The organism is Flavobacterium sp. N1736 (assembly GCF_025947065.1).
In the GTDB taxonomy this organism is placed as follows: domain Bacteria; phylum Bacteroidota; class Bacteroidia; order Flavobacteriales; family Flavobacteriaceae; genus Flavobacterium.
The window spans coordinates 912,802-937,161 of the sequence record NZ_CP109994.1; the positions used below are offsets into that span (position 1 = coordinate 912,802).

A 24,360-nucleotide genomic window follows, 5' to 3' on the forward strand; every position below is an offset into this window, starting at 1 on the left:
AATAGATTAAAGTCCAAAACGATATTGAAGACCGCCCAAAAATTGCGTACGACTTCCTAAAAAGCCAGCCTCAAACCTAAACATAATATGCTTATTATATTGATATTGAGTTCCTACAATAAAATTCCACATATCTTTTGGTCTTTTTTGAAGCGAATATTGCACCGTTGAAGAATCTGCTGTGCTTAAAGCACCGTCAATAGTCGTTAAAAAATTTCCCGCAGTTTCCAGCGCCCTGTTAGCCGTATTGTGTTTGGCAGCATTAACCGGATTAGCTTGTTGCGCAGGCGTTAAAGCATTCCACCAGTTATCGACTTTAGTCTGGTTTTCGGCAACTTTTTCAAAACCATTATCCACTTTTGCCTGAGCGCCGTCTAATTCCAAAACATCAGATAAATTTATATTTCCATCTGTATCGCCCGCAATATGCACTCTAAAACCACCAACCCAAACGGCAATATTTTCATCCGTCTTATTTAATTTAAAAGTTTTACCCAGTCGGGGACCAAAAACATACGAAAAAGCAGGTTTGTCTAAAGCACTAACATCGCTCCAGGACATATTCATATCAAGAGCAAGCCAGCCGCCGCCAATACCAATAGTAGGCGTTAATCCAATACCAAAAGTAGTGATGTCAAAATTTGCTTTTGTATTAAAACTCGCTATTTGCGACCAGTTATTATCAGCATCAGGAATCCAGATTCCCGCATTAATCTTGGTTGTGGATGTACCTCTGCCTAAAATTCCATAAACATTTAAAAAAGGAAGCAGCCAGACATCAGGTCTGATCGTAAGCGCTCCCGCCTCAACAGTAGATTTATCAAATCGTACAATTTCATCTAAATTAAATTGGGGACCATTATTAAAACCAACTTCTAAACCATTAATTTCAATCTCAGATTCCTGCCAGAAGTAATTAACAGAAAGCCCGGCAGAGTAGGGAAGTTTGTATCCTTTTTGAGCTACTTTTTCGCCCCAAATAGGTAAAGCATACGGATATTTCTCTACTTTAAGACTGTCTTTAAGCTGTTCGTTTTTTTTACCAACTATTTTTTCGGTGTAAACCTGACCAAAAATCTGAATGCTAAAAAGTAAAAAAGAGGCAAATATGAGTGTATTATATTTCATTGACCAACTATTTATATGTTATTAATAGAACTGCGTAAAATGATAGGTACTAATGTAATCTTGAAAAATGGCTGTAATCTTAATATGAAATAATTAGGTTTAGTTTAGAATATTCTTAGATTCTAATAGCAGAATTATGCGTTAATTATTGTTAAAGTTAAATAAATTTTCTTTTCAGTTTCAATATTTTTTCAATAATATTAAATTTAAAGTTTAAATAACTGCTTAATAAATAATAAGATACATAAGTATTAGAATGCAAAAAGGACAAAAAAATGGTTTTTTGTCCTTTTTAAATGAATATCAAAATTAAATACTAAAAAGTTTAATCTTCCCAGCCGCATAAAGTTAATCCATAACCTTGAGCCTGAGAAAGAGGTACCAGCGTTAATTCATGTCGGCAGGCAGTTAAACCACGGCAATGTTCTTTATAATGGTATTTTTTTGCGCCTGTTGGACCACAGATATAAACCTTAGTTTCAACACGACAAAATGAACTCAAAACAATTAGTAGGAGGATTATAAAATATTTCATTTAGAGTAATTTGGGGTTAAGGCAATTATTCAACTTTTAAGTAATATTCATTTCCATTTTTGTCAACAGCTTTAAGTTTTCCGTGATCAATCCATTCCGCTTTAATTTCAATGTCATCAATAGAATCAAACATTAAAATTCCGGCGCCGTATTTCCCTTCAATATTAATGTTTCCAGAAACGGAATCTCCTTTAATATTCACGCCTTTAATATCATAATTATATTCATAACGACCGGATGTTCCCGTTCGATATTCGTATTTATTATCGGTATTAACGTGATAGGTTTTTGCTTCTTCGGGCGTAATAACTTTCCGGTCATCAGCAGTAATTACCTCTTTGTAAAATGTGTTTATTTTGGGAGGCGGAGTTGCTTTTTGACAACTTAAACAGGAAAGCACAATAGCTAATATTGTAATTTTAGATTTCACGGGCATTTTTTGATAAATGTAATTAGAACAAAAATTTCACGAAAGAGTAATTATACCCGACTTTTATAGAATTTAAAAACCATTATTATATTTCACATTAAATGCATGATCAGACATAAATAATAATCCAAAAAACTGAAAAAATGCTAATATTGCCGGAATAAAAGTCCAACAAAATAAAAGATAAAATATACCTTGAATTGATTGTCCAAGATAGAATTTATGAATTCCAATTCCTCCTAAAAAGAATGTCAAAAAGGCTGCTGTTGTTTTACTTTTCATAATTTACATTTTAGATAATATTTCTGTTTTTTTAGTGTCAAATTCTGTTTGCGAAATGATTTCGCTATCCAATAACTTTTTAAGTTTTTGTAATGTTTCCAAAGGATCTTCTTTTTGCTCAACATTTTGAGGAATTGGCACACTTGCGTTTACTGTAATTCCTCCACCGGCAATGGCTCTTTTGTTTTCAAGATCGTGTTCACGTCGGAAAACAATCATTTCTTCTTCTTTCTGCTGTGCAAATTGATATAGTTTTCTGGCTTGGGCTTTTGGCAAATAATCAAGCATGTTCATATTCCCTTTAATTGTTTTCATCGAGAAAGTAGCGCCCATTATGCCTTCTTTCATATGACAATCTAATATATCTTTCCAGGAGTAATCCTGAAAATCCATTGATAACCCTAAGTTTTTAGGTCTGCAAAAGATTATTCTTTTGTTAGTTAAGGCGATACAATCCGGAGATAGATTTACAGGTTTTTTTTGTACAGCAATGTATTCTACTTGTTCTCCTGAAGTTAATAATCCTGTTACTTTTGCCAATAACTTTTCAACAGCTTTTGGATCTTGTTCTTCGTTTAAGAATCTTTTTAAATCGTTTATCATAGTATTTAGGTTTTATTTAGTTTCATAAATTACGGGTGCTAGTACAAGCTTCCAGTACATGAACGTATTGAGAAGTAAATTTTCATTGAAATGGGCAAGAGCGGGATGCTCGCACTAGCAAAGGGGGCATCAGTATAGATATTAATGCATTTAATATTATTTTTTAATGGCATCATCTATTTGCGAGGTTAGAAAAACATTTCCTAAAATCCCTATACCAATAATTTTTGTTTTTCCCTCCCAGGTAACGTTTGTTGTTGAAAAAAGAATGTAGTTAGATGAACTAATAGCATTATCAATGACCATATTAATCATTGATTTTGCCAATATCATACCCATTGATTTTCCAGCTTGAGAAAACTGATTAGTTGCAGTATTATCTTCTTTTGCCATTTCCGTTTCATAAAATTCAGTCAGTTTTATTCTGACTTTCTCTTTATGTATTTCCTGAGCAGGATTTGTTAATGCTAAAATCGCAATGAATAGAGTAATTCCTAAAATAACATAATGTTTTGTTTTCATAATATTTGGTTTTGATGGATTCTTAAATAGACTTGTTTATAGTTTGTAAAAAAATCACCATTTTAAATCTATTGTATTAAATTCGAGGATTTGATTTCCATCGTGATATACAGGTAATGCGATGAGTACCTTCTTGGATTTTTTTAACTTTGATAAAAATTTTGCTTCACTATTGATGAAAATTATATTACTACTTCCGTCTTGGGGTTCAGTGTAGCTAAATTTTATTGCTTTCTCATCGTCAAAACGAACTGTAATAAAATTATTATCGTAACCTCCGCTTATTTGACCTTTATCAATACTTAAATATATATTTAAACCATCCTTATTTCTTAATGTTAATTCCCCATAATTAACTCCTTCATACGGAAATTCCAGATGCAAGCTTTCGTTAGATCTTATTTGTGCAAATTTGGTTGTTTTTGATGTCATTTTATCAATCGATTGACGATATTCCCAATTGTTATTTGCTTTTGGTTCAATTGAATCAATAGCTACAGCTACTGTATCTACAGCTACTTCTGTAACTGATTCTGTAGTTCTTTTACAAGAAAATAGTATTATAATACTAGATAATGCGATAATTTGTAAGATTGGTTTCTTCATTTTTTAATTAATTTGATTTTTAATTATTCAAATGTATACCCATTAAAAACCAGTATTTTACGGAAAACCATAATGCTTAAAATTTTTACATTTCACAAATAAAAAAAGCCCCCGAAGGAGCTTAAAATGATTGATTAGAATAATGAGATTTTTAAATAATCCCCATATCTTTTGTAATCGAAACCAAATGAATCGTATTATTCGCTTTAAAAAAATCTTTAAGCTTGGCAATTCTTTTTTCAATAGTACTTTTGCTGTTTGGTGTAATACCCAATTTTTTAAAAATCTTTGGAATATCGTCTTGCAGAATACCTAAAGAAAGTTGTTTTAGAATATTGATATCCAGGTCATCTATTTCGTAATTGTTTTTTTCCTGTAAGGCAGAAGCAACTTCCGGAGAGATAAATGTTTCATCTGAAGTATATAATAAATGGATTGCTTTTTTTAGATCTTCAATACTATTTAAACCTTTCAAAACAAAAGCGTCAACTCCCGCATTATCAAAAAGTGATTTTATACGATAACTTTTATCTTCTACAGAGTAGGCTATAATTTTAATATTGGGCTGTAATTCGCGAACTTTTTGCACCAGTTCATCGCCATTCGCAATTTTTACTTCACGATGATCTGTTTTAAATGAAAGATCACTAATTAATAAATCATACGGTTCATTATCCTGAATTGCTTTTCGGACTTTTAATAAAGCTTCATCGCAGTATTTCGAATGTTGAAAATTTTCAATATTTAAATCTTTTAATACTTGTTGAATTCCTAAATTCATTGCATCAAGATCTTCGGCTATAATCACTTTTTTAAACATAGGCTTTTATTTAGGCAGCGTTATTTTTACTTTAAAACCCTTATCAGGTTCAGTGTCAAAAGTAATCGATCCTTTTATGGCGTGAATACGGTTTTCCATATTCTGCAGACCATTTTTAATAATTTTACTTTTTTCAGCGCCTTTTCCTTTATCAGCATAGTCAATAAATACCGTTTTTCCGTTGCTGTCAAACTTTAAAGCTACTAACGGCGCACCACTATGTTTTTTCATGTTTACCATAAGTTCCTGTAGAACTCTGTGAATAGCCACCTTTTTAAGATCATCAATTGCATTCCAGTTTACTTTTTCAATTCCATTTATAATAACGTTTGTTGTAGGGCTATTATAGGTAGAAAGCATTTCTTTTAAATTTTCCGAATAATCGGCTCCCGTATGAATATCATTGTTTTCTCTTGAAATTCCGCGCACGCGAGCATAAATATGATCCAGTTTTTGAAGTAAAGTTTCTTTTATATCCTCTTTCGTTAAAAATTGTGTTTGAGTAAAAGTAATCGCATGAAAAACATCATTGGCTAATTCATCGTGAATATCTTTGGCAATTCTGGTTTCAGTCTCATAAGAAGCTTCCAGTTTTTCAATTCTATTTTTGTTTCTATAAAATCGAATTAAAACCACAATTCCGATACACAGAAAAACAAAGATAATTAAACCCACTATTTTTTGGAATTGAGCTTTTTGAAGCGCCAGTAAATTTTCTGCACGTTCTAATTTTAGTTTCTGATTTTCGTCTTTTTCCTTTTTAGAATCGTATTTAATCTTAGCAAATTTATTCTTGAAATTGTTTCTGATTTTAATAATACTGTCATTAAGCGAAATATATTTTTGGGCATATTCCGTACTTCTGTAATTGTTTGAAATTAGAAAAGACAACGCTTTTAAACGTTCATCGACACTATGAAATTTTGTAGCAATTTGATACGCTTTTTGAGCATTTTCATTTGATTTTTTGGAATCAGTTTTTGTGTAAAATTCTGCTAAATGAAGATGGCTTTCAATGCTTCCGTAAAAGTCTTCGGCATTGTTTCGTAACTGCAGACTTTCATTCATAAATTGAAGCCCTTTATTAGAATTTCCGTTTTTGAAATAGGCAAAACCCAGATTATCAATAACCCGAGCTTTATTTTTTACGAATTTAGGGTCATTTAAATTTCCCGATTTAAGAATCGATTCTAATATTTCGATTGCCTTATCGTATTTTTTTTGTTTGATATAAACAACAGCAATATTATTTAAAGGAGATTGTTTTAAAACATCATCTTTAACATCATTTATAGCCTTATTGTAGTAATAGATAGCATCATCATAAATAGAAAGTTCTTTATCAGCTATTCCAAAAAGATTATTAATTGCAGGACCATAATCATTATTTTTATTAGTAAAAGGCAACGCTTCTGTTAAGGTTTCTTTGCTGCCATAATAATCCCCATTTATTTGCTGAATATTGGCCATTTGAATCAAATTGAAAACAATATTGGCGCTATCTTTTGAAGTCTCGAATGCTATTTTCGATTTGTTGAAATAGTAAAAAGCACTATTAAAATTGCTTTTTTGAAAATTAGTCATGCCTTTTTCCTGTAGAAACTTAGCTTCTTTTTTATGTGAATCTGGTTGAATTTCTACGGTTTTATCCTCTTTGCAAGAAAGTAAAAAGAGAAAAAGTAGAAAACAAAAAAAGGGGGATCGTAGCATGATAGTTACTTTCCCCCGAAATTAATAATTAATTGTTGATTATAAGATTTTATCCACTATTTTTTTGGTGGAGTAATTGGCATCGGATCATCTCCAGGTCCGTCAGGTTCGCTGGCTTGTATGCTATCATTAGGAATTGAATCCTTTTTTATCTCAGTTTTTGTCTCGGCTGTTTCGAATTCGTCAGCTGTACAAGAAAATAAAGTTGTGCTCAAAAGAGCGAATGCGCTTAATATAATGAAATGTCTCATAATAATATTTTTAAGAATTAAGCATAGGTATGGCTGTCCGGAACCGCTCCGAATCTTGTTTAGGCACAATACCTATGCGTGTTTTTGGTTGGGAAGTGAAGTGAGTAGAACAGTAAAATTTTATTTATACTTCCCGAGATAGATTCTGCCTTACGGTTTTCCTCACTTGTTAATTGAACTAGTTTTGTACATTTGTTTTTATTCGATATCGAACAAGAACCAGTTTCAATCTGAGTACAAAGGAAATACGTTTATAAGCCTGTGTTGATACGGAATTCCGGGAATTCCCATTAAGTATTTTGAAATCCGAACATGCCCTAATAAGTACCAGAAAATCCTAAAAAATCCGACAAGCTTATGCCTAACAATACTCGAGAACATTATAAAGAAGCGATTAGAATTAAATTTGAAAAAGAAAAAAATGGGGTAAATTCTAATTATTTTAACCCTACATCACAAGCAAATTTGAGAGATTTGTGCTGGAAGATTTTTAAATCTAATCCTAGTACAGACGATTTGAATGTTTATAGAGATTTTGTTGGATCTGAATTTAATCCAAGTAACGAGGATACTTCTATTGGTTACACTGATAAATTCAGAAAAGTTGGTTCTTTCCTGAAACGAAAAAAAGAACCATTAAAATTCGATACTGTAAATTTTGCTGCAATTTTGGTTGATTTTGAATTAAGACCTTATCAAAAATTTTATGCACTAGTAGACTCTCAAAAACCTGAGGAAGCGATTAATAATTTTTTAGATTTAGAAAAAGTTAATGAAGATGAAGATATAGAAGTTGAAACTCCTGTTGAAAAAGAAAATCTTCCTTCAGATAATGAAGGAAATAAAAGCACTGAACAAGAAAAACCATCTCGCAAAACCAAGTTTTTTGAAAAATTATTAAGACTATTTAAAAAATCAAAACAGACTATAATAATTGTTGCTATTGTTTTTGGTGTGATAGGAATTGGAACAGCAATCTACTTGGCATTCTTTAATAAAGGTTGCATGCAATGGTCCGAAGATCATTATGAAGTTGTAGATTGTAAAGAAGGAATAGAAGGAAACCCAAATGAAATAATTGTATATGATTCTCATTTGTTAGATTTTAAAAAGATTCCCGTTTGCGATACAACGACTTGGTATGCAAATGGACAATCTATTATATGGTATGGAAAAACCAATAATCAAGTTGATTTTTTTAATTCATGTGGAAACGGAAGACATCCCGAAACAAAAAAAACACTACGACCACTTACAGATTATATTAAAGGAAAATACCAAAGCAAAAACTGCACATCAAAATAAAAAAAGTTCTTGCTTAACGTTACGTCCTAAACCCGACAGGTTTTTAAAACCTGTCGGGTTTGTCGCAAACAAAAAAAGCGGATATACTAAACTAAGTATATCCGCTTTTTTTAAATAAAGTAATTCGGGAAAATTCGAGAAATTCGGCAAACTTTTCATTCAGTTACCCCACAATTTCGCCGCCATTAATATGTATAAATTGCCCTGTAATATAACTGCTGTCTTCGCAGGCAAGAAAAACATAAGCAGGCGCAACTTCTGATGGCTGTCCGGCTCTTTCCATCGGATTATCTTTTCCGAAGTCGGAAAGTTTATCGAAACTCGCCACGATCAAAGGAGTCCATATTGGACCCGGAGCAACACCGTTAACGCGTATTTTCTTTTTGGCTAGCATTGTCGACAATGATCTTGTAAAACTGACAATTGCACCTTTTGTACTCGCGTAATCTAACAAATGTTCGCTGCCGCGATATGCCGTTACAGAGCTTGTGTTGATAATTGTATCGCCTTCCTGCAAAAATGGCAACGCCGCTTTTGTAATATAGAAATACGGATAAATATTGGTTTCGAATGTTTTTTGAAGTTGTACCGACGTGATTTTTTCCATTTCGGTTTGAGGAAATTGTACCGCGGCATTATTCACTATAATATTTAATTTTTTAAAAGTAGTATGGCATTTTTTTACAGCCGATTTACAGAATTTCTCATCTTTTAAATCCCCGCTGATAATCAAACATTGCTGACCTTCTTTTTCGATTAACGCTTTGGTTTCAAGAGCATCTTTATCTTCTTTTAAATAAACGATCGCAATATTAGCGCCTTCTCTGGCAAAATGTACCGCCACACTTCGGCCAATACCGCTGTCGCCTCCGGTTATAAAAGCTACTTTTCCAAAAAGTTTTCCGCTTCCTGTATAATTCTCCCGAATAATTTCCGGCTTTGGATGCATTTCATGTTCGTTGCCCGGAAGATTTTGTTTTTGTTCGGGAAATTTTTTTGGTTTTTCTTTTTCCATGGTCATCATTTTTTCAATCATTAATAGAGCGACTAAATTAGGCTGATTTTCAAAAAAAAGTTAACTGGAAAAAATCAAAATTTAGCGCTATAGATTCTGTTAAAGTGTTGATAAATAGAGATTTTGTAAGATTTAATAGAGATAATATAAGAGAGAAAACCGTTGTGTGAATTATTTTTGAGATCGTGATAAAAACACTCGTTTTTTAATCGGGAATGAGTGTAACAAAAAGAAGAATAAAAATAATAAACCATTTAATTAAGATAAAAATGATACATCAAATTGATACAACAGATAATATTGTTGCTTTTAGAGCATTGGCAGAAGTAACCAAAGATGATTTTCAAAGTGTGGTAGTTCCGGCAGTCGAAAAATTAGTTAAACAACTCAACGAAATCAATTTTTTATTGGTTTTAGATACAGATCTGGAAAACTTTACTGCCGGCGCGTGGCTTCAGGATGCGATGATTGGACTTAAACATTTAGGAAAATGGAACAGAGCAGCGATCGTTTCAGATTCTGAAGATATTATTTCGTTTACAAACGGATTCAGTTATATCGTTCCGGGAGAATTTAAAGGCTTTAAAAAATTAGAATTTAATAAAGCACTAAATTGGGTTGAAGGAAATATATAGATTTTTAGATTTCAGATTTATGATTTTAGATTTTAGATTTTAGATTGTTGAACTGTTGACTTTTGATTCTAAAATAAAATTCTATCCTGCAAGGTTTTCAAAACCTTGTAGGTTTAAATTCTTAAACGAGTAAAATCATAACTCTTAAACGGGTAAAATATACCTACAAGGTTTTGAAAACCTTGCAGGAACATCAATAGGAAATAAAACTGACGAATTATGAGGGCAATATGGACAGGTTCAATAAGTTTTGGGTTAATCAATATTCCCATAAAAATGTTTTCTGCCGTGCAGGAAAGTAGTCTTGACATGGATATGCTGGACGAAAAAGATCATTCGAATATAAAATTCAAACGTGTAAACGAAAAAACAGGCAAAGAAGTAACATTTGCCGATATTGTAAAAGGCTACAAAATCGATGATAAATATGTAATTGTCGAAGATGAAGATTTTGAAGCAGCCGATGCCGTTAAAACCAAAACGATAGACATTCAGAGTTTTGCCTACGAAAAAGAAATCGAAAGTATATATTACGAACAGCCGTATTTTCTTGAACCTGATAAAGGTGCCATGAATGCGTATGGTTTGCTTCGTGATGCACTCGAATTTACGGGTAAAGTAGGAGTGACGAGTTTTGTTTTGAGAAACAAAGAAAGTCTTGCGATTTTAAAACCATATAAAAACCTAATTCTTTTAAACAGAATTCGCTTCGAACAGGAAATCAGAGATACGACTGAACTTAAACTTCCTGCTATTTCTAAAAAGACTTCTAAAGAAATGGATATGGCAAATAAACTGATCGAACAACTAACAGAAAAGTTTGATATTAGCGCCTATAAAGACGAATACACCGATAAGCTTTTAAAAATAATCAAACAAAAAGCCAAAGGCAAAAAACAAACCAAAGCACCAAAATTAGAAGTTGTCCATAAACAAAGCGACGATTTATTAAGCATGTTAAAAGCGAGCCTTGATAAGAAGAAATCTTCATAGTCGCAGTTTACAGTCTCAGTTTACAGTAATCGGTTTACAGTAATCAGTTTATGGACTATAGTTTACAGTTTACAGCGACTGCAAACTGATAACTGAGACTAATAATAACTGAGACTGTAAACTGATAACTGAGACTGTAAACTGTAAACTGTAAACTGAAAACCGTCACTTACTCTCCAGTTTATGCATAATCTTTTTAATATTAGCGCCTTTGCCTAAAATTGGGCTCCATAAATCGCCTTTTTTCTCAAATCGCTGTAATACGTTTTTGATGGTAAATTGCGACGGATGCAGTTTTGCATGTACTTCGCTCCATTCCAGCGGTGTCGAAACCTGCGCACCGGGAACGGGACGAACAGAGTAGGGCGCGGCCAGAGTTTGTCCGCGTCGGTTTTGGAGATAATCGACGTAAATTTTATTATTTCTTTTTTTGATGCTTCTTTCAAGAGAAGTTATTTCAGGCAAACGTTTTTGAATTTCTGTTGCGATTAATTCCGCTAAAATTTTTATCGAATCATAATCGTATTTAGCGCCAAGCGGAATATAAACATGTAATCCGGAAGCGCCGGATGTTTTACAATAACATTCCGTTTCAAGTTCGTCCATTACTTCTTTTACCGTTAAAGCAGTTTGCACGACTTCTTCAAAATTTTTATTTGACGGATCAATATCGATAACCAGCCAATCCGGATTTTCGATATGTTTTATAGTCGAATTCCACGGATTAATATCGATACAGCCCAAATTTGCCATATAAAGTAAAGTCGCTTTATCGTTGCAAATCAGGTAATTTAAATGTTCATCGTTTGATTCTGAATAGATTTTTTTTGTTTTTATCCATTTCGGAATTTTATCTTCATCTACATCTTTTTGGTAAAAACTTGGTCCGTCAATTCCATTAGGAAATCGGTTCATAGATTGCGGACGATCTTTTAAATACGGAAGAATCAAATCAGCAACTTCATTGTAATATTGCACAATTTCGCCTTTAGTAATATCGTCTGCAGGAAAATAAATCTTGTTTTGATTGGTAAGATGCAATGTTTTTGTCCCTACTTTTAAATCATAATCTTTTTGAGATTTTTCAGAATCTTCTTTTGTATCCATTTTTGTATCCATGACTTTTTCATTTAAAGTATTGTTACTTTTTGAAGTCAAAAAAACTTCTGTTGCTTTTTTATCCACTCTCAAACCCAGATAAACCGGATGTCTCAGTCGCATATCTTCCGTCCATTCCGTAAATTTTACCTGGCACACAAACTTTGGTTTTAACCATTGTATAGTGTCCCTGAGTTTTACTTTTGGCGTTACAGGCGATTCTTTTATAAAATACGGTTTAAATTTCGTGTACAAATCCTTCAATACATCTTCAGTAAAACCGGTGCCGCATTTGCCAATATATTCCAGTCTTTTTCCATAATACTGACCTAATAATATGGCGCCAAAATAGTTACGGGAATTTTTGGGTTCAGTAATTCCAATAATAACTGCTTCTTCCTGTTGTACTATTTTTATTTTAAGCCAGTTGGTACTTCTTTTTCCAACCAAATAAGTGCTGTCAGCTTTTTTGGCGATAATACCTTCGCTTTTATCTTTTGCGGCAATTTCAAGGCTTTTAATGCCATCGCCAACTGTATGTTCAGAATAATGAATGTTTGAAAAAGAGTATTTGTCCAACAGTATTTTTAAAAGTTCCTTACGTTCCAGTAAAGTCAAATTTGCAGTAGAAAAACCATCGAGGTTTAAAATATCAAAAACATAATATTTTAAAGTTCCTTCACCGGTTTTAAGATAATTTTGAAGCAATTGAAAATTAGCTTTTCCGGAGCTGTTTTCTACCACAACTTCGCCATCTAAAATTACTTCGTGATTTATTTTTTTAAGTTCATCGAGAACAGGCTTAAAATTGGTATCAAACGAAATCCTGTTTCGGCTATATAAATGAGCTTCATCTGCATTAATAGTGGCAACTGCACGGTAACCATCGTATTTATTTTCAAAAACCCAATCAGGATCATCAAATGGTTTATCGACAATAGTAGCAAGCATTGGCGCAATAAAATCTATATTTTCTTTTTTTTGAGAAGTAGTTGCAGTATTTTTTTGCTCACTATTTTCTTTGGAAACAGTGTTGGTTTTACTTTCCGATTTTTTCGCTGCTTCCGTTTTTTTTTCTAACGATTCTAAGGTTTTATTAGAAAGCACTGATTTGTCTTTTTTCAAAATATCATCGTCCGTAGCAAATTTGTCTTTTTTCTTAATCAGTAACCAGGCGTTTTCCTGTTTGCCGTGCAATTTTACCAACGAAAATTCACCTTTAAGTTTTTCTCCGTTCAGGATAAAACTCAAATGACCTTTATTTAAATCTGCTTTTAGAGTTTTTTTAGCCGATGTTGAAGTTTCATCGGCGGTTGTATACGTTCCGTTATCCCAAACAATAACATTTCCGGCGCCATAATTTCCTTCGGGAATTGAGCCTTCAAAATCTTTATAATCATAAGGATGATCCTCAACCATCATGGCGAGGCGTTTCACCTCAGGATCCATCGACGGACCTTTAGGAACCGCCCAGCTTTTAAGAACACCATCAAGTTCCAGCCTAAAATCGTAATGCAAATGCGAAGCCGCATGTTTTTGAACCACAAATATCAGATCTTTTTCAGATTTGCCAATCGTGCCTTTTGGTTCTTCGGTTTGCTTAAAATTACGTTTTTGGTTGTATTTGGAAAGTGACATATAAGAAAGTATTTATAGATTCATATAGGGAATTTTAGGATTTAAATTGTAAAAAAATAATGTACTTCCCAGTTGTCAATCTGCTATTTAGTTTAAATAACTAAAAACAGAAGTGATATCAGGAAGTACACCATTTTATATTATGCATGTTCTGTAACAGATTCATGTTCTGTATCAGAATTCGCTTTTTTATCTTTTGCTTTTTGTGAAACTTTTTTGTAAACCGCAGTCGCAAGAATAGGCAACGCCAAACCTGCAATCATAGCTCCGGTTTTTTGATGTCCGGCTTTTTTAAGTAAAGCTCCGGCAATTAATGTACCAACGCCTGCGCAAACCAATTGCTTAGAGGAGAAGTTTAATACTTTGTTTTCTATTTCTTCAGGAACAATCCCGTGTAATAATGGATTAATGAAATTTAAATTTTCCATGATTTTAATTTTTAATTTTAATTTGACATTTGTAAAGGTTCTGATGCTTTTCATCAGATTGTTATTATAATCTTCTAAATCTATTTGTCTTTTTTATCTTTTGAATTTTCAGTATCCTTCAAATCGTTTTTGTCTTTTGCAATGCGATTTGAACTATCGTTTATAAACTCTTCTACTGTTTGAGTATTTTTATTCTTGTCAGTATTCAGTTTGGATTTATGAAGATTTTCTACTGTTTCTTTTTCCGGGCAATTATCATTATCCGGATCATAATTCTTTTCAACCATGACCTATTGATTTAATATTTTAGTATTTCCAAAATTAAAACCAAGAGCCCGTTTTTTCTTTATAGAATTAAATTTTGTACTTATATAATTATCAGTGTATCAGCTTGAATTTAGTGGTATTTTCAAGCTTAAATCGTAACTGTTTTATTCAGAATTTATTCGTAATGTTAATAGTCAAAAATCTTTCGATGTAAATTATATAAGTTTTTGGAAGGATTTTATAAACGAATATTTCAAAAAAACCGAAATATTTGTTTTAGAATTTCTGTAGACGTGGTTTACAAACTTACAGAAAATTTATGATGTTTTCGATCTTGTTTATAACTAAAAAAGGAACTATTATGAATAAAAAGGGACCTATTGTACTTATAGAAAATAATCAGGGTGATCGTAAATTATTTACACAAATTTTCTCTGAATTAGGAATTTCTAATAGAATTTTATGCTTTAATTCCGGGAACGATGCTTATAATTATTTAACATCAAATGACGTTTCGGCATTTTTAATTTTTGCCGATATCGTATTGCTGCATATGGATGATAAAGAATTCGCCCATATTACCTATAAAAATTTGAGTGTAGAATTAAATTGTCCGTGTTTGTTTTTTACAACCGTTTTTAATCAGTGTTTTGTAATTGATTTATATTCAATTCCCACACAAAGTTATGTTGTAAGGCCGTATACGTACGAAAAATTTAAAGGCGTAATTCAAAACATAATCGAATACTGGAGTAAAATTCATTCGATAACGCAATACGGAAAAAGTAAGATTAGTAACGACGAGCTTAAAAACTAATAAAAAAGCGGTAAACAATTGTTTACCGCTTTTTTATGCTTAGACTTAGTTTAACGGAAGGTATATTGTCATCGTTGTACCTTCACCAATTTTGCTGCATGCTTTTATAATTCCATTATGATTCTCTACAATTTTCCTAACCAGCGTTAGGCCAAGTCCGGTGCCGGCATATTCATCTACACTATGCAATCTGTAGAAAGGTTCAAAAATTTTGTCTTCGTACCTGCTATCAAAACCAATACCGTTATCACTCACGCAAATTTTGATATAATTGATTTCAGGATTTCCGCCAATCTTAGTTATTTCTTCAGATGAAGGCAGTTGTGTTTCTATCTTTATTTCAGGAGCAACATCTTGCCTGGAATATTTTATAGCATTTGAAATTAAATTAGTAAACAATTGTTGTATTTGATACGATATAACCTCCATTTGCATAAAAGAATCGACTTTAATAATCGCTTTTTTCTCGGCAATAACATCCTTCATATCGCCAATAGTTTTCTTTAAAAGTAAATTTAAGTCGGTTTTTTTAAATTCTTTTTCAATAAAATTGATTCTCGAATAATTGATAAGATCTGTAACCAACTGACTCATATTGTTAACCAAAAACAAGACACGCTCCAGATCATGCTTACTGTTTTCTGACAAGCTTTTTTCGCCGCTAAAAACCTTTTTGCAAAACATATTAATTTTGCGCAATGGTTCTTGTAAATCGTGGCTTGCCGCCGATGTAAAAGTTTCCAGCTGGTCGTTGTATTTCTCTAATTCGGTATTTTTTATTTTTAATAAATCATTCGTAGTCACCAAATCTGTAATGTCTTCAAGTGCCAGCAGAATCATTCCTTCGGGTTTGGCATTCAGGATTTTGCGGGCATTTACCATCATGGTTTTTTTGCCAATACTGGTACATACAGTATCAACTTTATAATCTTCGATGGCTGTTTTTTCTCCCAGCATTTTAAAAATCAGATCTTTAAATTCAGGAATATCCCATTGACAGTCTCCAATTTCAAAAAATGAATGTCCTTCTGTTTCAGCTTCGGTAGTTTGAAAATATTTATAAAAAGCAGGATTGGCACTTTTTACACTAAAATCCTTATCAATAATAAGCAAAGGCTCTCGAATTGTTTTTACAATTGATTCTGAGTAATTACGTGTCGAAATAAGCTGTTCCTGACGGTCTAAAAGTTCATCATTTACACACACTAATTCTTCATTATTCGATTGCAGTTCCTCTGTCGACGTTTCTAATTCCTCATTCATTGCCTGAAGTTCTTCGCTGCTGCTCAACAATTCTTCGTTCGTAGTCTGCAGTTCTTCAAAAGCGGTTTGCTGTTCTTCGGTTACACGTTTAATATCTTCGCGCAACTGGCTCAGTTCTTTCTCTAATTCTTTTATTCGCTTTTGATCAGCACTTTTAGAACTTGATTTCGTTTCATTATCCGGCGCAGGCAAAAGGTGTTGATGAAAAAGAACCATCAAAAGATCTTCGTCATTAGGAAGCATAAGAATCTCAAATGAAGCCAGATAATTTTGATTCTTCACGGTAATATTCTCTTTGCTAACATTCTCTTTTTCATTCTTTATTGTCAAAAGAGCGTTGCGAAGTTCAAAGCTAATGCCTTCGCGTGCCATTTTTAAAATATTAAAATTTGGTTTTCCCGGAGAAGGCAATAAAAACGGCGTTGTATCGCCGTGAAAATGAACAATTTCTAAATGTTCATCTATGATCACACTTGCCGGCGTATATTTTGAGAATAAAATATCAGATGCTACTTTTCTAAAATCAGTTTCCGGAATTGTTTTTAAATTATAAGTACCAATTTTATCACGCGCTTTAATATTTGCCGGTTTAAAAGCTTCGGGTACATAACGGACCGGAGCAAATTTGCGCACATATATTTTTTCGTGTTTGCCAACAGTATCAAATAAATTTGCAGCATTGGTTATACTTTCTGATTTTCCAAGAAGCAAAAAGCCTTTCTCTTTTAATGAATAATGAAAAGAACTTAATACCTTCTTTTGTAAAAACGGATCAAAATAAATTAAAACATTTCGGCATGAAACCAAATCGATTCTCGCAAAAGGCGGATCTTTTATAAAATTGTGAACTGCAAAAATGCACATATCACGAATCACTTTATTGATATGATAATGTCCGTTTCTTTTTGTAAAATAATTATGAAGTCTCGTATCCGAAATTTGCTGCACATCCTGAGGAGAATATAAAGCGGCTCTTGCTTTTGTGATCGATTTCTCGGATATATCCGAAGCAAAAATCTGGACTCTTACTTCTTTAAGGTTTTTTTCAGATAAATATTCATGAAGACTTATCGCCAATGAATACGCTTCTTCACCGGAAGCACAGCCGGCAATCCAGATTCTTAAATTATTATTGACAATATTGTTTATTAATTGAGGAAAAACCAAAGTGGGCAAACTCTCAAAAAAATTCTCATCTCTAAAAAAATAAGTAACAGGAATCAGGAAATCATTAAAAAGTAAATCCTGCTCATTTTTATCATTTCGAAGTGTATTATAATAATCCTGCATGGTTTCTTTTTTCAGGATAACCATTCTTCGGGCAATACGTCTTCTTATTGTAGGTTGTTTATAATGACTAAAATCGTTGCTGGTTCTTAAATAAACAAGATTTATAATCTGATTCAGCACTTCTTCTTCATCTTGAGGAATATGTTCTTCTTCGCTGTAACCGTGATTGTTAATATAACTCTTTCGAATTTGAACTAATTTTGAAGCAATATCTTCGGGAGCCAGAATATAATCAATAACATCAGCATCGATTGCACTTTGCGGCATTCCTTTAAAAGCTGCCGTTTCAGGATCTTGTGCGATAGTGGCACCGCCAAATTCTTTTATTTTTTTTAATCCGATAGTACCATCAAAAGCAGTTCCGGAAAGTATAACGCCAATAGCAAAACTTTTATGCACCTCTGCAAGCGATTCAAAAAAAATATCGATGCTTTTGTTTTGCTTATCGCTTCGGGTTCTTTGGTGTAGTTTTAAAACGCCGTCTTCGGCTATTAAATTAGTACTTTCAGGAATGATATAAATATGATTTGGCGCAAGATTAATATCGTTCACAATTTCATGAACAGGAGTTGTGGTTTCCTGCGATAATATTTCGGTTAAATTGCTTGGATAATCCGGCGACAAATGCTGCACGATAACATACGCCATTCCTGAATTTTCAGGTATTGCTTTAAGTATTTTTTTGAAGGCATCTAATCCTCCTGCCGATGCCCCAATACCAACTACGGGAAAGTCCTGAAATGTTTTTGGGGGCTGTTTTGTATCAGGAATGCTCATGATTTCATATATATTACTTAATCAAAGATACAATAAAAACGATAGTTTGTTTTGCATATGGTAATCATATAAGATGTGACTAAACATCATATAAGCAGGAGTTATTTTTCTTTTTAAAATTTGTATATGCAGCTGAATGTTTTATGATGTATGTTGCTATAAATCAAATTATTAATTATTTTAAAACTTTATATTATGAAAAATTTATTTTTAACATGTGTATTGATGCTGTTTTTTGGAAGTGCAATGGCGCAGGATACTCCAAAAAAAGCAAAACAATCAAAAAGCACGACAGATACAATCGTGCATAAGAAAACACAAAAGACAACAACGACTTATAAAGACCCAACGCCTAAAAATAAGTCAAAATCAACAAGTACAACGACCAAAACTACCACAACTCGCAGAGATACCATAAAACCCGGATCTGGTGCCGGATCTGGCAGTGACGGAGGTGTAGGAACGGGTACAAATACAAATAAAAAACCGTAAGTAAACAAAAATAAAAAAGCCTGTAATTTACAGGCTTTTTTTAGTTTAATCATTGATAACCTGCAACGTATCGGTTTGTTGTACAACCAATGTTTGTTTTTGATCTCTTCTTAGATCTTCATCATCACAATGATCGCTGCATTTAATACTGATAAAAGTAATCAAGAGGATGAATGCTAAAGTTTTTAAGTTTAAATGTTTCATACTGTTTGATTTATGGGTTTTTATTTACTTCGATTAAAGCAAAAATAAAAGTGAGAATAATTCATTATTTATATAATTTTATCGATTTGTTATATAATTCCCATATTTTGTTTTTTAAAACAAGATTTTATGTTCCTCTTCTTCCGTTTCAATCTTTTTAATTTCTACCTTTTCTTTTTTAATGGCCTGTCTCAATAAACCAAAAAGACTCATATAAACATTGGCAACAAAAACCAAAGCAAATCCGGCGATAAGATAACCGCGCCAGTCGTTTATTAAAAGTTTATAATCGCAAAGTATAAGGAAAAAAATAGTGACGTAATGACTAAAACAATATTCGCAGGTAAAAAGATAAAATGCTTTTCTAATTAATAGTGTCCGTCCGTTTTGAGAGTTTTTAACGCACCATTCACGTGGTTCTTTAAAAATTTCTTCGTGAGTTACTGTCCAACTGATACAGGAAACAGGAATAGCTAAAATAAATAGCCAGACAATTTGAGTTGAAATATCCATATTGTTGTATTTGTATAAATTATTTTAAATCAATCTTTTAAAATTACAATAACACCATTTTTTACGCTTATATAGTTTTCTTATTTTATTATAGAATTTCAAACAACAAAAAGCCGTTACGTATTAAACATAACGGCTTTCGATTTACAATTTTTTTTTGAATTCTAATTATTCTCGCGAATGCTTTTCATGAAAATGTTCGTCGTTTTCTTCTAGTTTTTCATCATCATTATTGTCAAGATCTCCATCTTTTTCAACTTCTTCATCCAGCTTTTCTTCATGAAATTCATCATCGTCATTTGTCGATAATGCATCTTCATCAATGACACGTTCCTCGTTCGGGATATTTTCATTTCGGTTAAAATCGTTTGTTTCATGATTTACATCATGCAGCTCTTCATCTTTATATTGAAGATCGTCTTCTTTATATTCGTATTTATCATTATCAAATAAATCTTTTATCGAAGCATCATTATGTGAATCTGTAATGGTATCCTCGTCATGGTGAAAATTACGTTCAACCTGACCGTAATTTTTCGTTTTTTCATTTTTCATAGTAAGTAAAATTTGAAATTGTTTTAATTGATAAAGATCTTTCATATCAGTTTGCAGGAATATTTATTCATTATCTCTAAATGTTATAAACAAAGCTACTATAGAAATTGCAATTACTTTTTATATAAAAATAGATTCTACTTTCATAATTAACAGTTGAATTAAAAATTAACCCGCTAAATTACTATGATAGCATAATAATAAGTGTTGATAATCAAATATTTAAATGATGTAAGCTTTGCCTGCAATTTTGTAAGCCGTTGCTTTTATTGTAATCTAAATTTGTGTGACTTAAAAGCTATCATTAGCAATTCTCTACTTTTTTGACCAAAAATGGTTAGAACCTATTTACAAATTATAAAACTATCAAAATGGAAAATTCAAAGCCAAACCACGATCAGTTCAATGAGAAACAGAACGATCTGGAACTGAACAAATCAAACGCCGAAAACGAGTTTCTTACTACCAATCAAGGAGTTAAAATCAACGATAATAACAATTCATTAAAAGCCGGAGAAAGAGGACCATCATTATTGGAAGATTTTATACTAAGAGAAAAAATCACCAGTTTTGATCACGAACGAATTCCGGAACGAATTGTACATGCAAGAGGTTCTGCAGCACACGGTTATTTTGAACTTTATAATCCACAACAAAAATATACGAAGGCAGGTTTTTTAAACGATATGAGTATTAAAACACCTGTTTTTGTTCGTTTTTCGACCGTTGCGGGTTCAAGAGGTTCTACAGATTTAGCACGTGATGTTCGCGGATTTGCCGTAAAATTTTATACACAGGAAGGTATTTTTGATTTAGTGGGAAACAATATGCCGGTATTTTTTATACAAGATGCCATGAAGTTTCCTGATTTAATACACGCTGTAAAACCGGAACCGCACAACGAAATTCCTCAGGCCGCATCTGCGCATGATACTTTTTGGGATTTTATTTCGCTAATGCCGGAGTCTATGCATATGATTATGTGGGTTATGAGCGATCGCGCCATACCAAGAAGCCTGCGAATGATGGAAGGATTTGGAGTTCATACTTTTCGTTTTGTAAATGAACAGAATGAATCGCATTTTGTAAAATTTCACTGGAAACCTAAATTAGGCGTTCACAGTGTTTTATGGGATGAAGCGCAAAAAATCTCCGGTAAAAACTCTGATTTTCACAAACAGGATTTATGGGAAGCCATAGAATCAGGAAATTTCCCTGAATGGGAATTAGGCGTGCAGATTATTCCCGAAAGCGATGAACATAAGTATGATTTTGATTTGCTCGATCCAACCAAATTAGTGCCCGAAGAACTTGTTCCCGTAACCATAATTGGTAAAATGACATTGAACAAAAATCCGGATAATTTCTTTGCAGAAACAGAGCAGGTTGCTTTTCATCCCGGACATGTTGTTCCCGGCATCGATTTTACGAATGATCCTTTATTACAAGGCCGCTTATTTTCGTATACCGATACTCAATTATCAAGATTAGGAAGTCCGAATTTTCATGAAATTCCAATAAACAGAACTATTTCGCCTATTCATAATAACCAGCGCGACGGACACATGCGTCAGGAAATTGCGCAAGGCAGAGTAAGTTATCATCCAAACTCATTGGGAGGCGGCTGTCCGTTTCAGGCAAAAATTGACGAAGGCGGATTTGCCAGTTTTAATGAACGAATCGATGCGCATAAAGTACGCGATCGAAGCGCCAGTTTTTCGGACCATTTTAGTCAGGCAACACTTTTTTATCAAAGCCAGACCGATACAGAACAGGAACATATTATTAAAGCGCTGACTTTTGAATTAGGAAAAGTTGAAACGGTTGCCATTCGAGAAAGAATGCTTGGATTGTTATTGCGTGTAGATCCAATTTTGGTGAGTAAAGTAGCAAAAGGTTTAGGTTTGAAAACGCCTAAAGATTTTGAAAAACCAATAAATCACGGAGTAGGCGCAGATTCTGACCCAAACAAATACGAATCGACTTTTGTAAAAAGCCAAATCGATACATCGGATGCTTTAAGTATTTTAAAAAGCGAAACAGGAAAAGATACTATTATAACACGTCAGATCGCTTTTTTATGTGCAGAAGGCGTTAATGCGGCATCTGTAGAAAACATGAAACAAGCGCTAAAAGATGCAGGCGCTGTAGTAAAAATTGTTGCACCGCATTTGGGCGTAATACTTTCAGAAGAAGGTCTTGAAATTCCTGTCGATCAAAGTTATCTTACCGCAGCTTCGGTTCTTTTTGATGCCGTATTTGTGCCGGCGGGAAAAGGAATTTTAGACTTAAAAAACAACAGTGACGTAAAAGAATTTCTTACTGATTCATACAAACACTGCAAATTTATTGCTGCCGAACTTCAGGGAATCGAAATACTTCCGTTTGTAAATAATAACGATACAGAGCGAACAAATAATAGAGATGTTGGCGTTTTGGTAAGCGATCAAATTGGTGATAAAAACCTCGCAGCTTCGTTTATTGACGCTATAGCAAAACACCGTTTTTGGGAAAGAGAAGCAAACCTTTAATAGAACTAATACACAACAGCAATGAAAAAGTTTATATATCAAAACAGTCTTTCCATCGTTTTCTTTCTGCTTTTTGTGGGAGCCATGATAGGACAAATTGTTTTTGGTTTTCACGAATACAATAATGAACTTATTGATAAAGGGGCTCAGGCTGTGCAGTTATCGGAATATTTTGAATCAGGACATTTTCTGGAAGCGACTTTTGAAAACTGGGAAAGTGAATTTTTGCAAATGGGATTATTTGTCTGGCTCACCATTTTCCTGAAACAAAAAGGTTCGTCAGAATCGAAAGGTTTTGGTACAGATGAAGAAGTAGACAGAGAACCATCTGCAACCAGAAAAGCAGCTCCGTGGCCTGTTAAAAAAGGCGGATTTTGGCTGCTTTTATACCAAAACTCGCTTACTATTTCATTAATGCTGTTGTTTGTAGTATCTTTTTTTCTGCATTTATACGGAAGTTTCAAAGACGAGAATCTTTTTAATACCCTTTCGGGGAAACCAAAAGTGGACATTCTTGAATATTTAGGAGCATCAAAATTTTGGTTTGAATCTTTTCAGAATTGGCAAAGTGAATTCGTTTCGGTTTTTGCCATCGTAGTATTATCTATTTATTTACGTCAAAAAGGATCATCACAATCAAAACCCGTTGATGCGCCGCATGATGAAACAGGAGAATAATTTAAACTTATAATTCAATATATATATATGCCAAGCAAAAATGTTATAAAGTGCTGCCAGGCGCTAATAAAAAAGAACTGGACGATAAGTTTTGTCGAAAGTGCATCGGCAGGAAAATTATGCAATGAGTTTGCTGCAGTAATTAATTCAGGTCAGATATTAATTGGCGGTTTGGTTTGTTATCATGCCTCGATGAAAGAAGATTTGCTTTTAATACCAAAAGGAACGATCGAACAATACACGCCGGAATCTGCGATTGTAACCAAATTAATGGCGCAGAATTTCCATCGTTTTGTTAATTCGGATATTTGCGTTGCCTTAACAGGATTAGCAAGTCCGGGCGGAAGTGAAAGCCCTTCAAAACCTGTGGGAACTATTTTTTTACATATTATTTTTCCCGATAAGGAAATTGCAAAAAGAGTAAAGTTTGACGGAAATCCCGAAGAAATTATTCTGCAGGCAGTTGATGCAGTCGCTGATTTGGTTTATAAAGAAACAAACAAAAAAACAAAATAACGATAGTTTAAGATTTTAGGCAAGTTTGAAAACCTGAAACTTGAAACTTGAAACAAAAAAAACCGTTAGTATAAACTAACGGTTTTTTTATTCTTTTAATAATTTCAGTCGAAGTCGACTCTAAATTTACCGTTTCCTGATAAATCTGCATCGCGAAACAAGTCTTTTTCTTCATCTTCTTCATAGAGATCATTTTCTTCCTCATCATAATAATCAGTCAGTTTTTCATCTGCATTTTCCTGATCTTCATCATTCGTTACAGCGTCGTCCTGATTGATAATTTGTTCTTCATCTGGATTTTTTGCAAATCGTGGATGATGACTGTCCGTTTGACGGTATATATTTTTGCTGGTTTTGTGACTTAAAGTATTCATAATATTAAGGTTTAAATAATTAATATATACAAATGTAACAGCAAAGCCCGGCAAATATTTACAGAAAAATAGTTCTTAATTTCA

27 protein-coding genes are annotated in these 24,360 nt (G+C 33.0%); 8 read left to right on the forward strand and 19 right to left on the reverse strand.

Annotated features, from left to right (window positions below; genetic code table 11):
- Nucleotides 1-6: 6 nt before the first annotated feature.
- From OLM54_RS03895 to OLM54_RS03940, 10 genes are all read right to left on the reverse strand, one after another.
- Nucleotides 7-1,128: a hypothetical protein gene (locus OLM54_RS03895; protein ID WP_264537291.1), complete on the reverse strand. Its 1,122-nt coding sequence runs from the start codon at nt 1,126-1,128 to the stop codon at nt 7-9.
- A 325-nt stretch (nt 1,129-1,453) separates the two neighbouring features.
- Entirely contained in the window at nt 1,454-1,630 is a 177-nt protein-coding gene (locus tag OLM54_RS03900) for a hypothetical protein (protein WP_264537292.1), read from the reverse strand.
- Between the two features lie 58 nt (nt 1,631-1,688).
- Complete coding sequence (locus tag OLM54_RS03905; RefSeq protein WP_264537293.1) at nt 1,689-2,093, reverse strand: hypothetical protein; 405 nt, start codon at nt 2,091-2,093, stop codon at nt 1,689-1,691.
- Between the two features lie 72 nt (nt 2,094-2,165).
- Entirely contained in the window at nt 2,166-2,375 is a 210-nt protein-coding gene (locus OLM54_RS03910) for a TM2 domain-containing protein (protein WP_264537294.1), read from the reverse strand.
- A gap of 3 nt (nt 2,376-2,378) precedes the next feature.
- Entirely contained in the window at nt 2,379-2,978 is a 600-nt protein-coding gene (locus tag OLM54_RS03915; protein WP_264537295.1) for a PH domain-containing protein, read from the reverse strand.
- 156 nt (nt 2,979-3,134) lie between these two features.
- The gene (locus tag OLM54_RS03920; protein WP_264537296.1) at nt 3,135-3,500 is read right to left on the reverse strand and encodes a DUF4359 domain-containing protein; all 366 of its coding nucleotides are present in this window, start codon (nt 3,498-3,500) and stop codon (nt 3,135-3,137) included.
- A gap of 54 nt (nt 3,501-3,554) precedes the next feature.
- Complete coding sequence (locus tag OLM54_RS03925; RefSeq protein WP_264537297.1) at nt 3,555-4,106, reverse strand: hypothetical protein; 552 nt, start codon at nt 4,104-4,106, stop codon at nt 3,555-3,557.
- 151 nt (nt 4,107-4,257) lie between these two features.
- The gene (locus tag OLM54_RS03930) at nt 4,258-4,926 is read right to left on the reverse strand and encodes a response regulator transcription factor (RefSeq protein ID WP_264537298.1); all 669 of its coding nucleotides are present in this window, start codon (nt 4,924-4,926) and stop codon (nt 4,258-4,260) included.
- Nucleotides 4,927-4,932: 6 nt separating this feature from the next.
- Nucleotides 4,933-6,636, reverse strand: a complete 1,704-nt coding sequence (locus OLM54_RS03935; RefSeq protein ID WP_264537299.1) for an ATP-binding protein — start codon at nt 6,634-6,636, stop codon at nt 4,933-4,935.
- 56 nt (nt 6,637-6,692) lie between these two features.
- Nucleotides 6,693-6,887, reverse strand: coding sequence for a hypothetical protein (locus tag OLM54_RS03940; protein ID WP_264537300.1), 195 nt, complete (start codon nt 6,885-6,887; stop codon nt 6,693-6,695).
- Between the two features lie 357 nt (nt 6,888-7,244).
- On the opposite strand from OLM54_RS03940, the gene OLM54_RS03945 reads away from it, so the two are divergent.
- Entirely contained in the window at nt 7,245-8,192 is a 948-nt protein-coding gene (locus OLM54_RS03945; protein ID WP_264537301.1) for a hypothetical protein, read from the forward strand.
- 163 nt (nt 8,193-8,355) lie between these two features.
- On the opposite strand, the gene OLM54_RS03950 is transcribed toward OLM54_RS03945, so the two are convergent.
- Nucleotides 8,356-9,207 (reverse strand): SDR family oxidoreductase, encoded by an 852-nt coding sequence (locus OLM54_RS03950; protein WP_264537302.1) that lies wholly within the window; start codon nt 9,205-9,207, stop codon nt 8,356-8,358.
- Between the two features lie 269 nt (nt 9,208-9,476).
- Between OLM54_RS03950 and OLM54_RS03955 the strand changes: the two genes are divergently transcribed.
- On the forward strand, nt 9,477-9,842 hold the full coding sequence (locus tag OLM54_RS03955) for an STAS/SEC14 domain-containing protein (protein ID WP_264537303.1): 366 nt from the start codon (nt 9,477-9,479) through the stop codon (nt 9,840-9,842).
- 219 nt (nt 9,843-10,061) lie between these two features.
- Nucleotides 10,062-10,835, forward strand: coding sequence for a Ku protein (locus tag OLM54_RS03960; RefSeq protein WP_264537304.1), 774 nt, complete (start codon nt 10,062-10,064; stop codon nt 10,833-10,835).
- A gap of 165 nt (nt 10,836-11,000) precedes the next feature.
- On the opposite strand, the gene ligD is transcribed toward OLM54_RS03960, so the two are convergent.
- From ligD to OLM54_RS03975, 3 genes are all read right to left on the reverse strand, one after another.
- On the reverse strand, nt 11,001-13,571 hold the full coding sequence (gene ligD / locus OLM54_RS03965; protein WP_264537305.1) for a DNA ligase D: 2,571 nt from the start codon (nt 13,569-13,571) through the stop codon (nt 11,001-11,003).
- A 140-nt stretch (nt 13,572-13,711) separates the two neighbouring features.
- Nucleotides 13,712-13,999, reverse strand: coding sequence for a PrgI family protein (locus OLM54_RS03970; RefSeq protein ID WP_264537306.1), 288 nt, complete (start codon nt 13,997-13,999; stop codon nt 13,712-13,714).
- Nucleotides 14,000-14,079: 80 nt separating this feature from the next.
- On the reverse strand, nt 14,080-14,286 hold the full coding sequence (locus tag OLM54_RS03975; protein WP_264537307.1) for a hypothetical protein: 207 nt from the start codon (nt 14,284-14,286) through the stop codon (nt 14,080-14,082).
- 341 nt (nt 14,287-14,627) lie between these two features.
- Here OLM54_RS03975 and OLM54_RS03980 point away from each other — a divergent pair, with 341 nt between their 5' ends.
- Entirely contained in the window at nt 14,628-15,083 is a 456-nt protein-coding gene (locus OLM54_RS03980) for a hypothetical protein (RefSeq protein WP_264537308.1), read from the forward strand.
- Between the two features lie 45 nt (nt 15,084-15,128).
- Here the strand turns inward: OLM54_RS03980 and OLM54_RS03985 are convergent, their stop codons facing one another.
- Nucleotides 15,129-18,413 carry a CheR family methyltransferase gene (locus OLM54_RS03985; RefSeq protein WP_264537309.1) on the reverse strand — a complete coding sequence of 1,095 codons (3,285 nt, stop codon included), beginning with the start codon at nt 18,411-18,413 and terminating at the stop codon, nt 15,129-15,131.
- Nucleotides 18,414-18,608: 195 nt separating this feature from the next.
- Here OLM54_RS03985 and OLM54_RS03990 point away from each other — a divergent pair, with 195 nt between their 5' ends.
- A complete protein-coding gene (locus tag OLM54_RS03990) occupies nt 18,609-18,905 on the forward strand; it encodes a hypothetical protein (RefSeq protein ID WP_264537310.1) in 297 nt (98 codons plus the stop codon).
- A 45-nt stretch (nt 18,906-18,950) separates the two neighbouring features.
- Here the strand turns inward: OLM54_RS03990 and OLM54_RS03995 are convergent, their stop codons facing one another.
- From OLM54_RS03995 to OLM54_RS04005, 3 genes are all read right to left on the reverse strand, one after another.
- Entirely contained in the window at nt 18,951-19,109 is a 159-nt protein-coding gene (locus tag OLM54_RS03995) for a hypothetical protein (protein WP_264537311.1), read from the reverse strand.
- A 114-nt stretch (nt 19,110-19,223) separates the two neighbouring features.
- Complete coding sequence (locus tag OLM54_RS04000; RefSeq protein WP_264537312.1) at nt 19,224-19,622, reverse strand: hypothetical protein; 399 nt, start codon at nt 19,620-19,622, stop codon at nt 19,224-19,226.
- A 168-nt stretch (nt 19,623-19,790) separates the two neighbouring features.
- A complete protein-coding gene (locus OLM54_RS04005; RefSeq protein ID WP_264537313.1) occupies nt 19,791-20,177 on the reverse strand; it encodes a hypothetical protein in 387 nt (128 codons plus the stop codon).
- A gap of 371 nt (nt 20,178-20,548) precedes the next feature.
- Here OLM54_RS04005 and OLM54_RS04010 point away from each other — a divergent pair, with 371 nt between their 5' ends.
- The 3 genes from OLM54_RS04010 to OLM54_RS04020 are packed head-to-tail and all read left to right on the forward strand — an operon-like array spanning nt 20,549 to nt 23,902.
- Nucleotides 20,549-22,708: a catalase gene (locus OLM54_RS04010; RefSeq protein ID WP_264537314.1), complete on the forward strand. Its 2,160-nt coding sequence runs from the start codon at nt 20,549-20,551 to the stop codon at nt 22,706-22,708.
- Between the two features lie 21 nt (nt 22,709-22,729).
- Nucleotides 22,730-23,386, forward strand: coding sequence for a DUF6766 family protein (locus OLM54_RS04015; protein ID WP_264537315.1), 657 nt, complete (start codon nt 22,730-22,732; stop codon nt 23,384-23,386).
- A gap of 27 nt (nt 23,387-23,413) precedes the next feature.
- Entirely contained in the window at nt 23,414-23,902 is a 489-nt protein-coding gene (locus tag OLM54_RS04020; protein ID WP_264537316.1) for a CinA family protein, read from the forward strand.
- Between the two features lie 104 nt (nt 23,903-24,006).
- Here OLM54_RS04020 and OLM54_RS04025 read toward each other — a convergent pair whose 3' ends face one another.
- Complete coding sequence (locus OLM54_RS04025) at nt 24,007-24,276, reverse strand: hypothetical protein (protein ID WP_264537317.1); 270 nt, start codon at nt 24,274-24,276, stop codon at nt 24,007-24,009.
- Nucleotides 24,277-24,360 lie beyond the last annotated feature (84 nt).

What these genes read in the sequence shown, in the direction of transcription:
- OLM54_RS03895 (WP_264537291.1), bottom strand. Translation starts at nt 1,128, where the DNA reads ATGAAATATAATACACTCATATTTGCCTCTTTTTTACTTTTTAGCATT.
- OLM54_RS03910 (WP_264537294.1), bottom strand. Translation starts at nt 2,375, where the DNA reads ATGAAAAGTAAAACAACAGCAGCCTTTTTGACATTCTTTTTAGGAGGA.
- OLM54_RS03915 (WP_264537295.1), bottom strand. Translation starts at nt 2,978, where the DNA reads ATGATAAACGATTTAAAAAGATTCTTAAACGAAGAACAAGATCCAAAA.
- OLM54_RS03920 (WP_264537296.1), bottom strand. Translation starts at nt 3,500, where the DNA reads ATGAAAACAAAACATTATGTTATTTTAGGAATTACTCTATTCATTGCG.
- OLM54_RS03925 (WP_264537297.1), bottom strand. Translation starts at nt 4,106, where the DNA reads ATGAAGAAACCAATCTTACAAATTATCGCATTATCTAGTATTATAATA.
- OLM54_RS03930 (WP_264537298.1), bottom strand. Translation starts at nt 4,926, where the DNA reads ATGTTTAAAAAAGTGATTATAGCCGAAGATCTTGATGCAATGAATTTA.
- OLM54_RS03935 (WP_264537299.1), bottom strand. Translation starts at nt 6,636, where the DNA reads ATGCTACGATCCCCCTTTTTTTGTTTTCTACTTTTTCTCTTTTTACTT.
- OLM54_RS03940 (WP_264537300.1), bottom strand. Translation starts at nt 6,887, where the DNA reads ATGAGACATTTCATTATATTAAGCGCATTCGCTCTTTTGAGCACAACT.
- OLM54_RS03945 (WP_264537301.1), top strand. Translation starts at nt 7,245, where the DNA reads ATGCCTAACAATACTCGAGAACATTATAAAGAAGCGATTAGAATTAAA.
- OLM54_RS03950 (WP_264537302.1), bottom strand. Translation starts at nt 9,207, where the DNA reads ATGGAAAAAGAAAAACCAAAAAAATTTCCCGAACAAAAACAAAATCTT.
- OLM54_RS03955 (WP_264537303.1), top strand. Translation starts at nt 9,477, where the DNA reads ATGATACATCAAATTGATACAACAGATAATATTGTTGCTTTTAGAGCA.
- OLM54_RS03960 (WP_264537304.1), top strand. Translation starts at nt 10,062, where the DNA reads ATGAGGGCAATATGGACAGGTTCAATAAGTTTTGGGTTAATCAATATT.
- ligD (WP_264537305.1), bottom strand. Translation starts at nt 13,571, where the DNA reads ATGTCACTTTCCAAATACAACCAAAAACGTAATTTTAAGCAAACCGAA.
- OLM54_RS03970 (WP_264537306.1), bottom strand. Translation starts at nt 13,999, where the DNA reads ATGGAAAATTTAAATTTCATTAATCCATTATTACACGGGATTGTTCCT.
- OLM54_RS03975 (WP_264537307.1), bottom strand. Translation starts at nt 14,286, where the DNA reads ATGGTTGAAAAGAATTATGATCCGGATAATGATAATTGCCCGGAAAAA.
- OLM54_RS03980 (WP_264537308.1), top strand. Translation starts at nt 14,628, where the DNA reads ATGAATAAAAAGGGACCTATTGTACTTATAGAAAATAATCAGGGTGAT.
- OLM54_RS03985 (WP_264537309.1), bottom strand. Translation starts at nt 18,413, where the DNA reads ATGAGCATTCCTGATACAAAACAGCCCCCAAAAACATTTCAGGACTTT.
- OLM54_RS03990 (WP_264537310.1), top strand. Translation starts at nt 18,609, where the DNA reads ATGAAAAATTTATTTTTAACATGTGTATTGATGCTGTTTTTTGGAAGT.
- OLM54_RS03995 (WP_264537311.1), bottom strand. Translation starts at nt 19,109, where the DNA reads ATGAAACATTTAAACTTAAAAACTTTAGCATTCATCCTCTTGATTACT.
- OLM54_RS04000 (WP_264537312.1), bottom strand. Translation starts at nt 19,622, where the DNA reads ATGGATATTTCAACTCAAATTGTCTGGCTATTTATTTTAGCTATTCCT.
- OLM54_RS04005 (WP_264537313.1), bottom strand. Translation starts at nt 20,177, where the DNA reads ATGAAAAATGAAAAAACGAAAAATTACGGTCAGGTTGAACGTAATTTT.
- OLM54_RS04010 (WP_264537314.1), top strand. Translation starts at nt 20,549, where the DNA reads ATGGAAAATTCAAAGCCAAACCACGATCAGTTCAATGAGAAACAGAAC.
- OLM54_RS04015 (WP_264537315.1), top strand. Translation starts at nt 22,730, where the DNA reads ATGAAAAAGTTTATATATCAAAACAGTCTTTCCATCGTTTTCTTTCTG.
- OLM54_RS04020 (WP_264537316.1), top strand. Translation starts at nt 23,414, where the DNA reads ATGCCAAGCAAAAATGTTATAAAGTGCTGCCAGGCGCTAATAAAAAAG.
- OLM54_RS04025 (WP_264537317.1), bottom strand. Translation starts at nt 24,276, where the DNA reads ATGAATACTTTAAGTCACAAAACCAGCAAAAATATATACCGTCAAACG.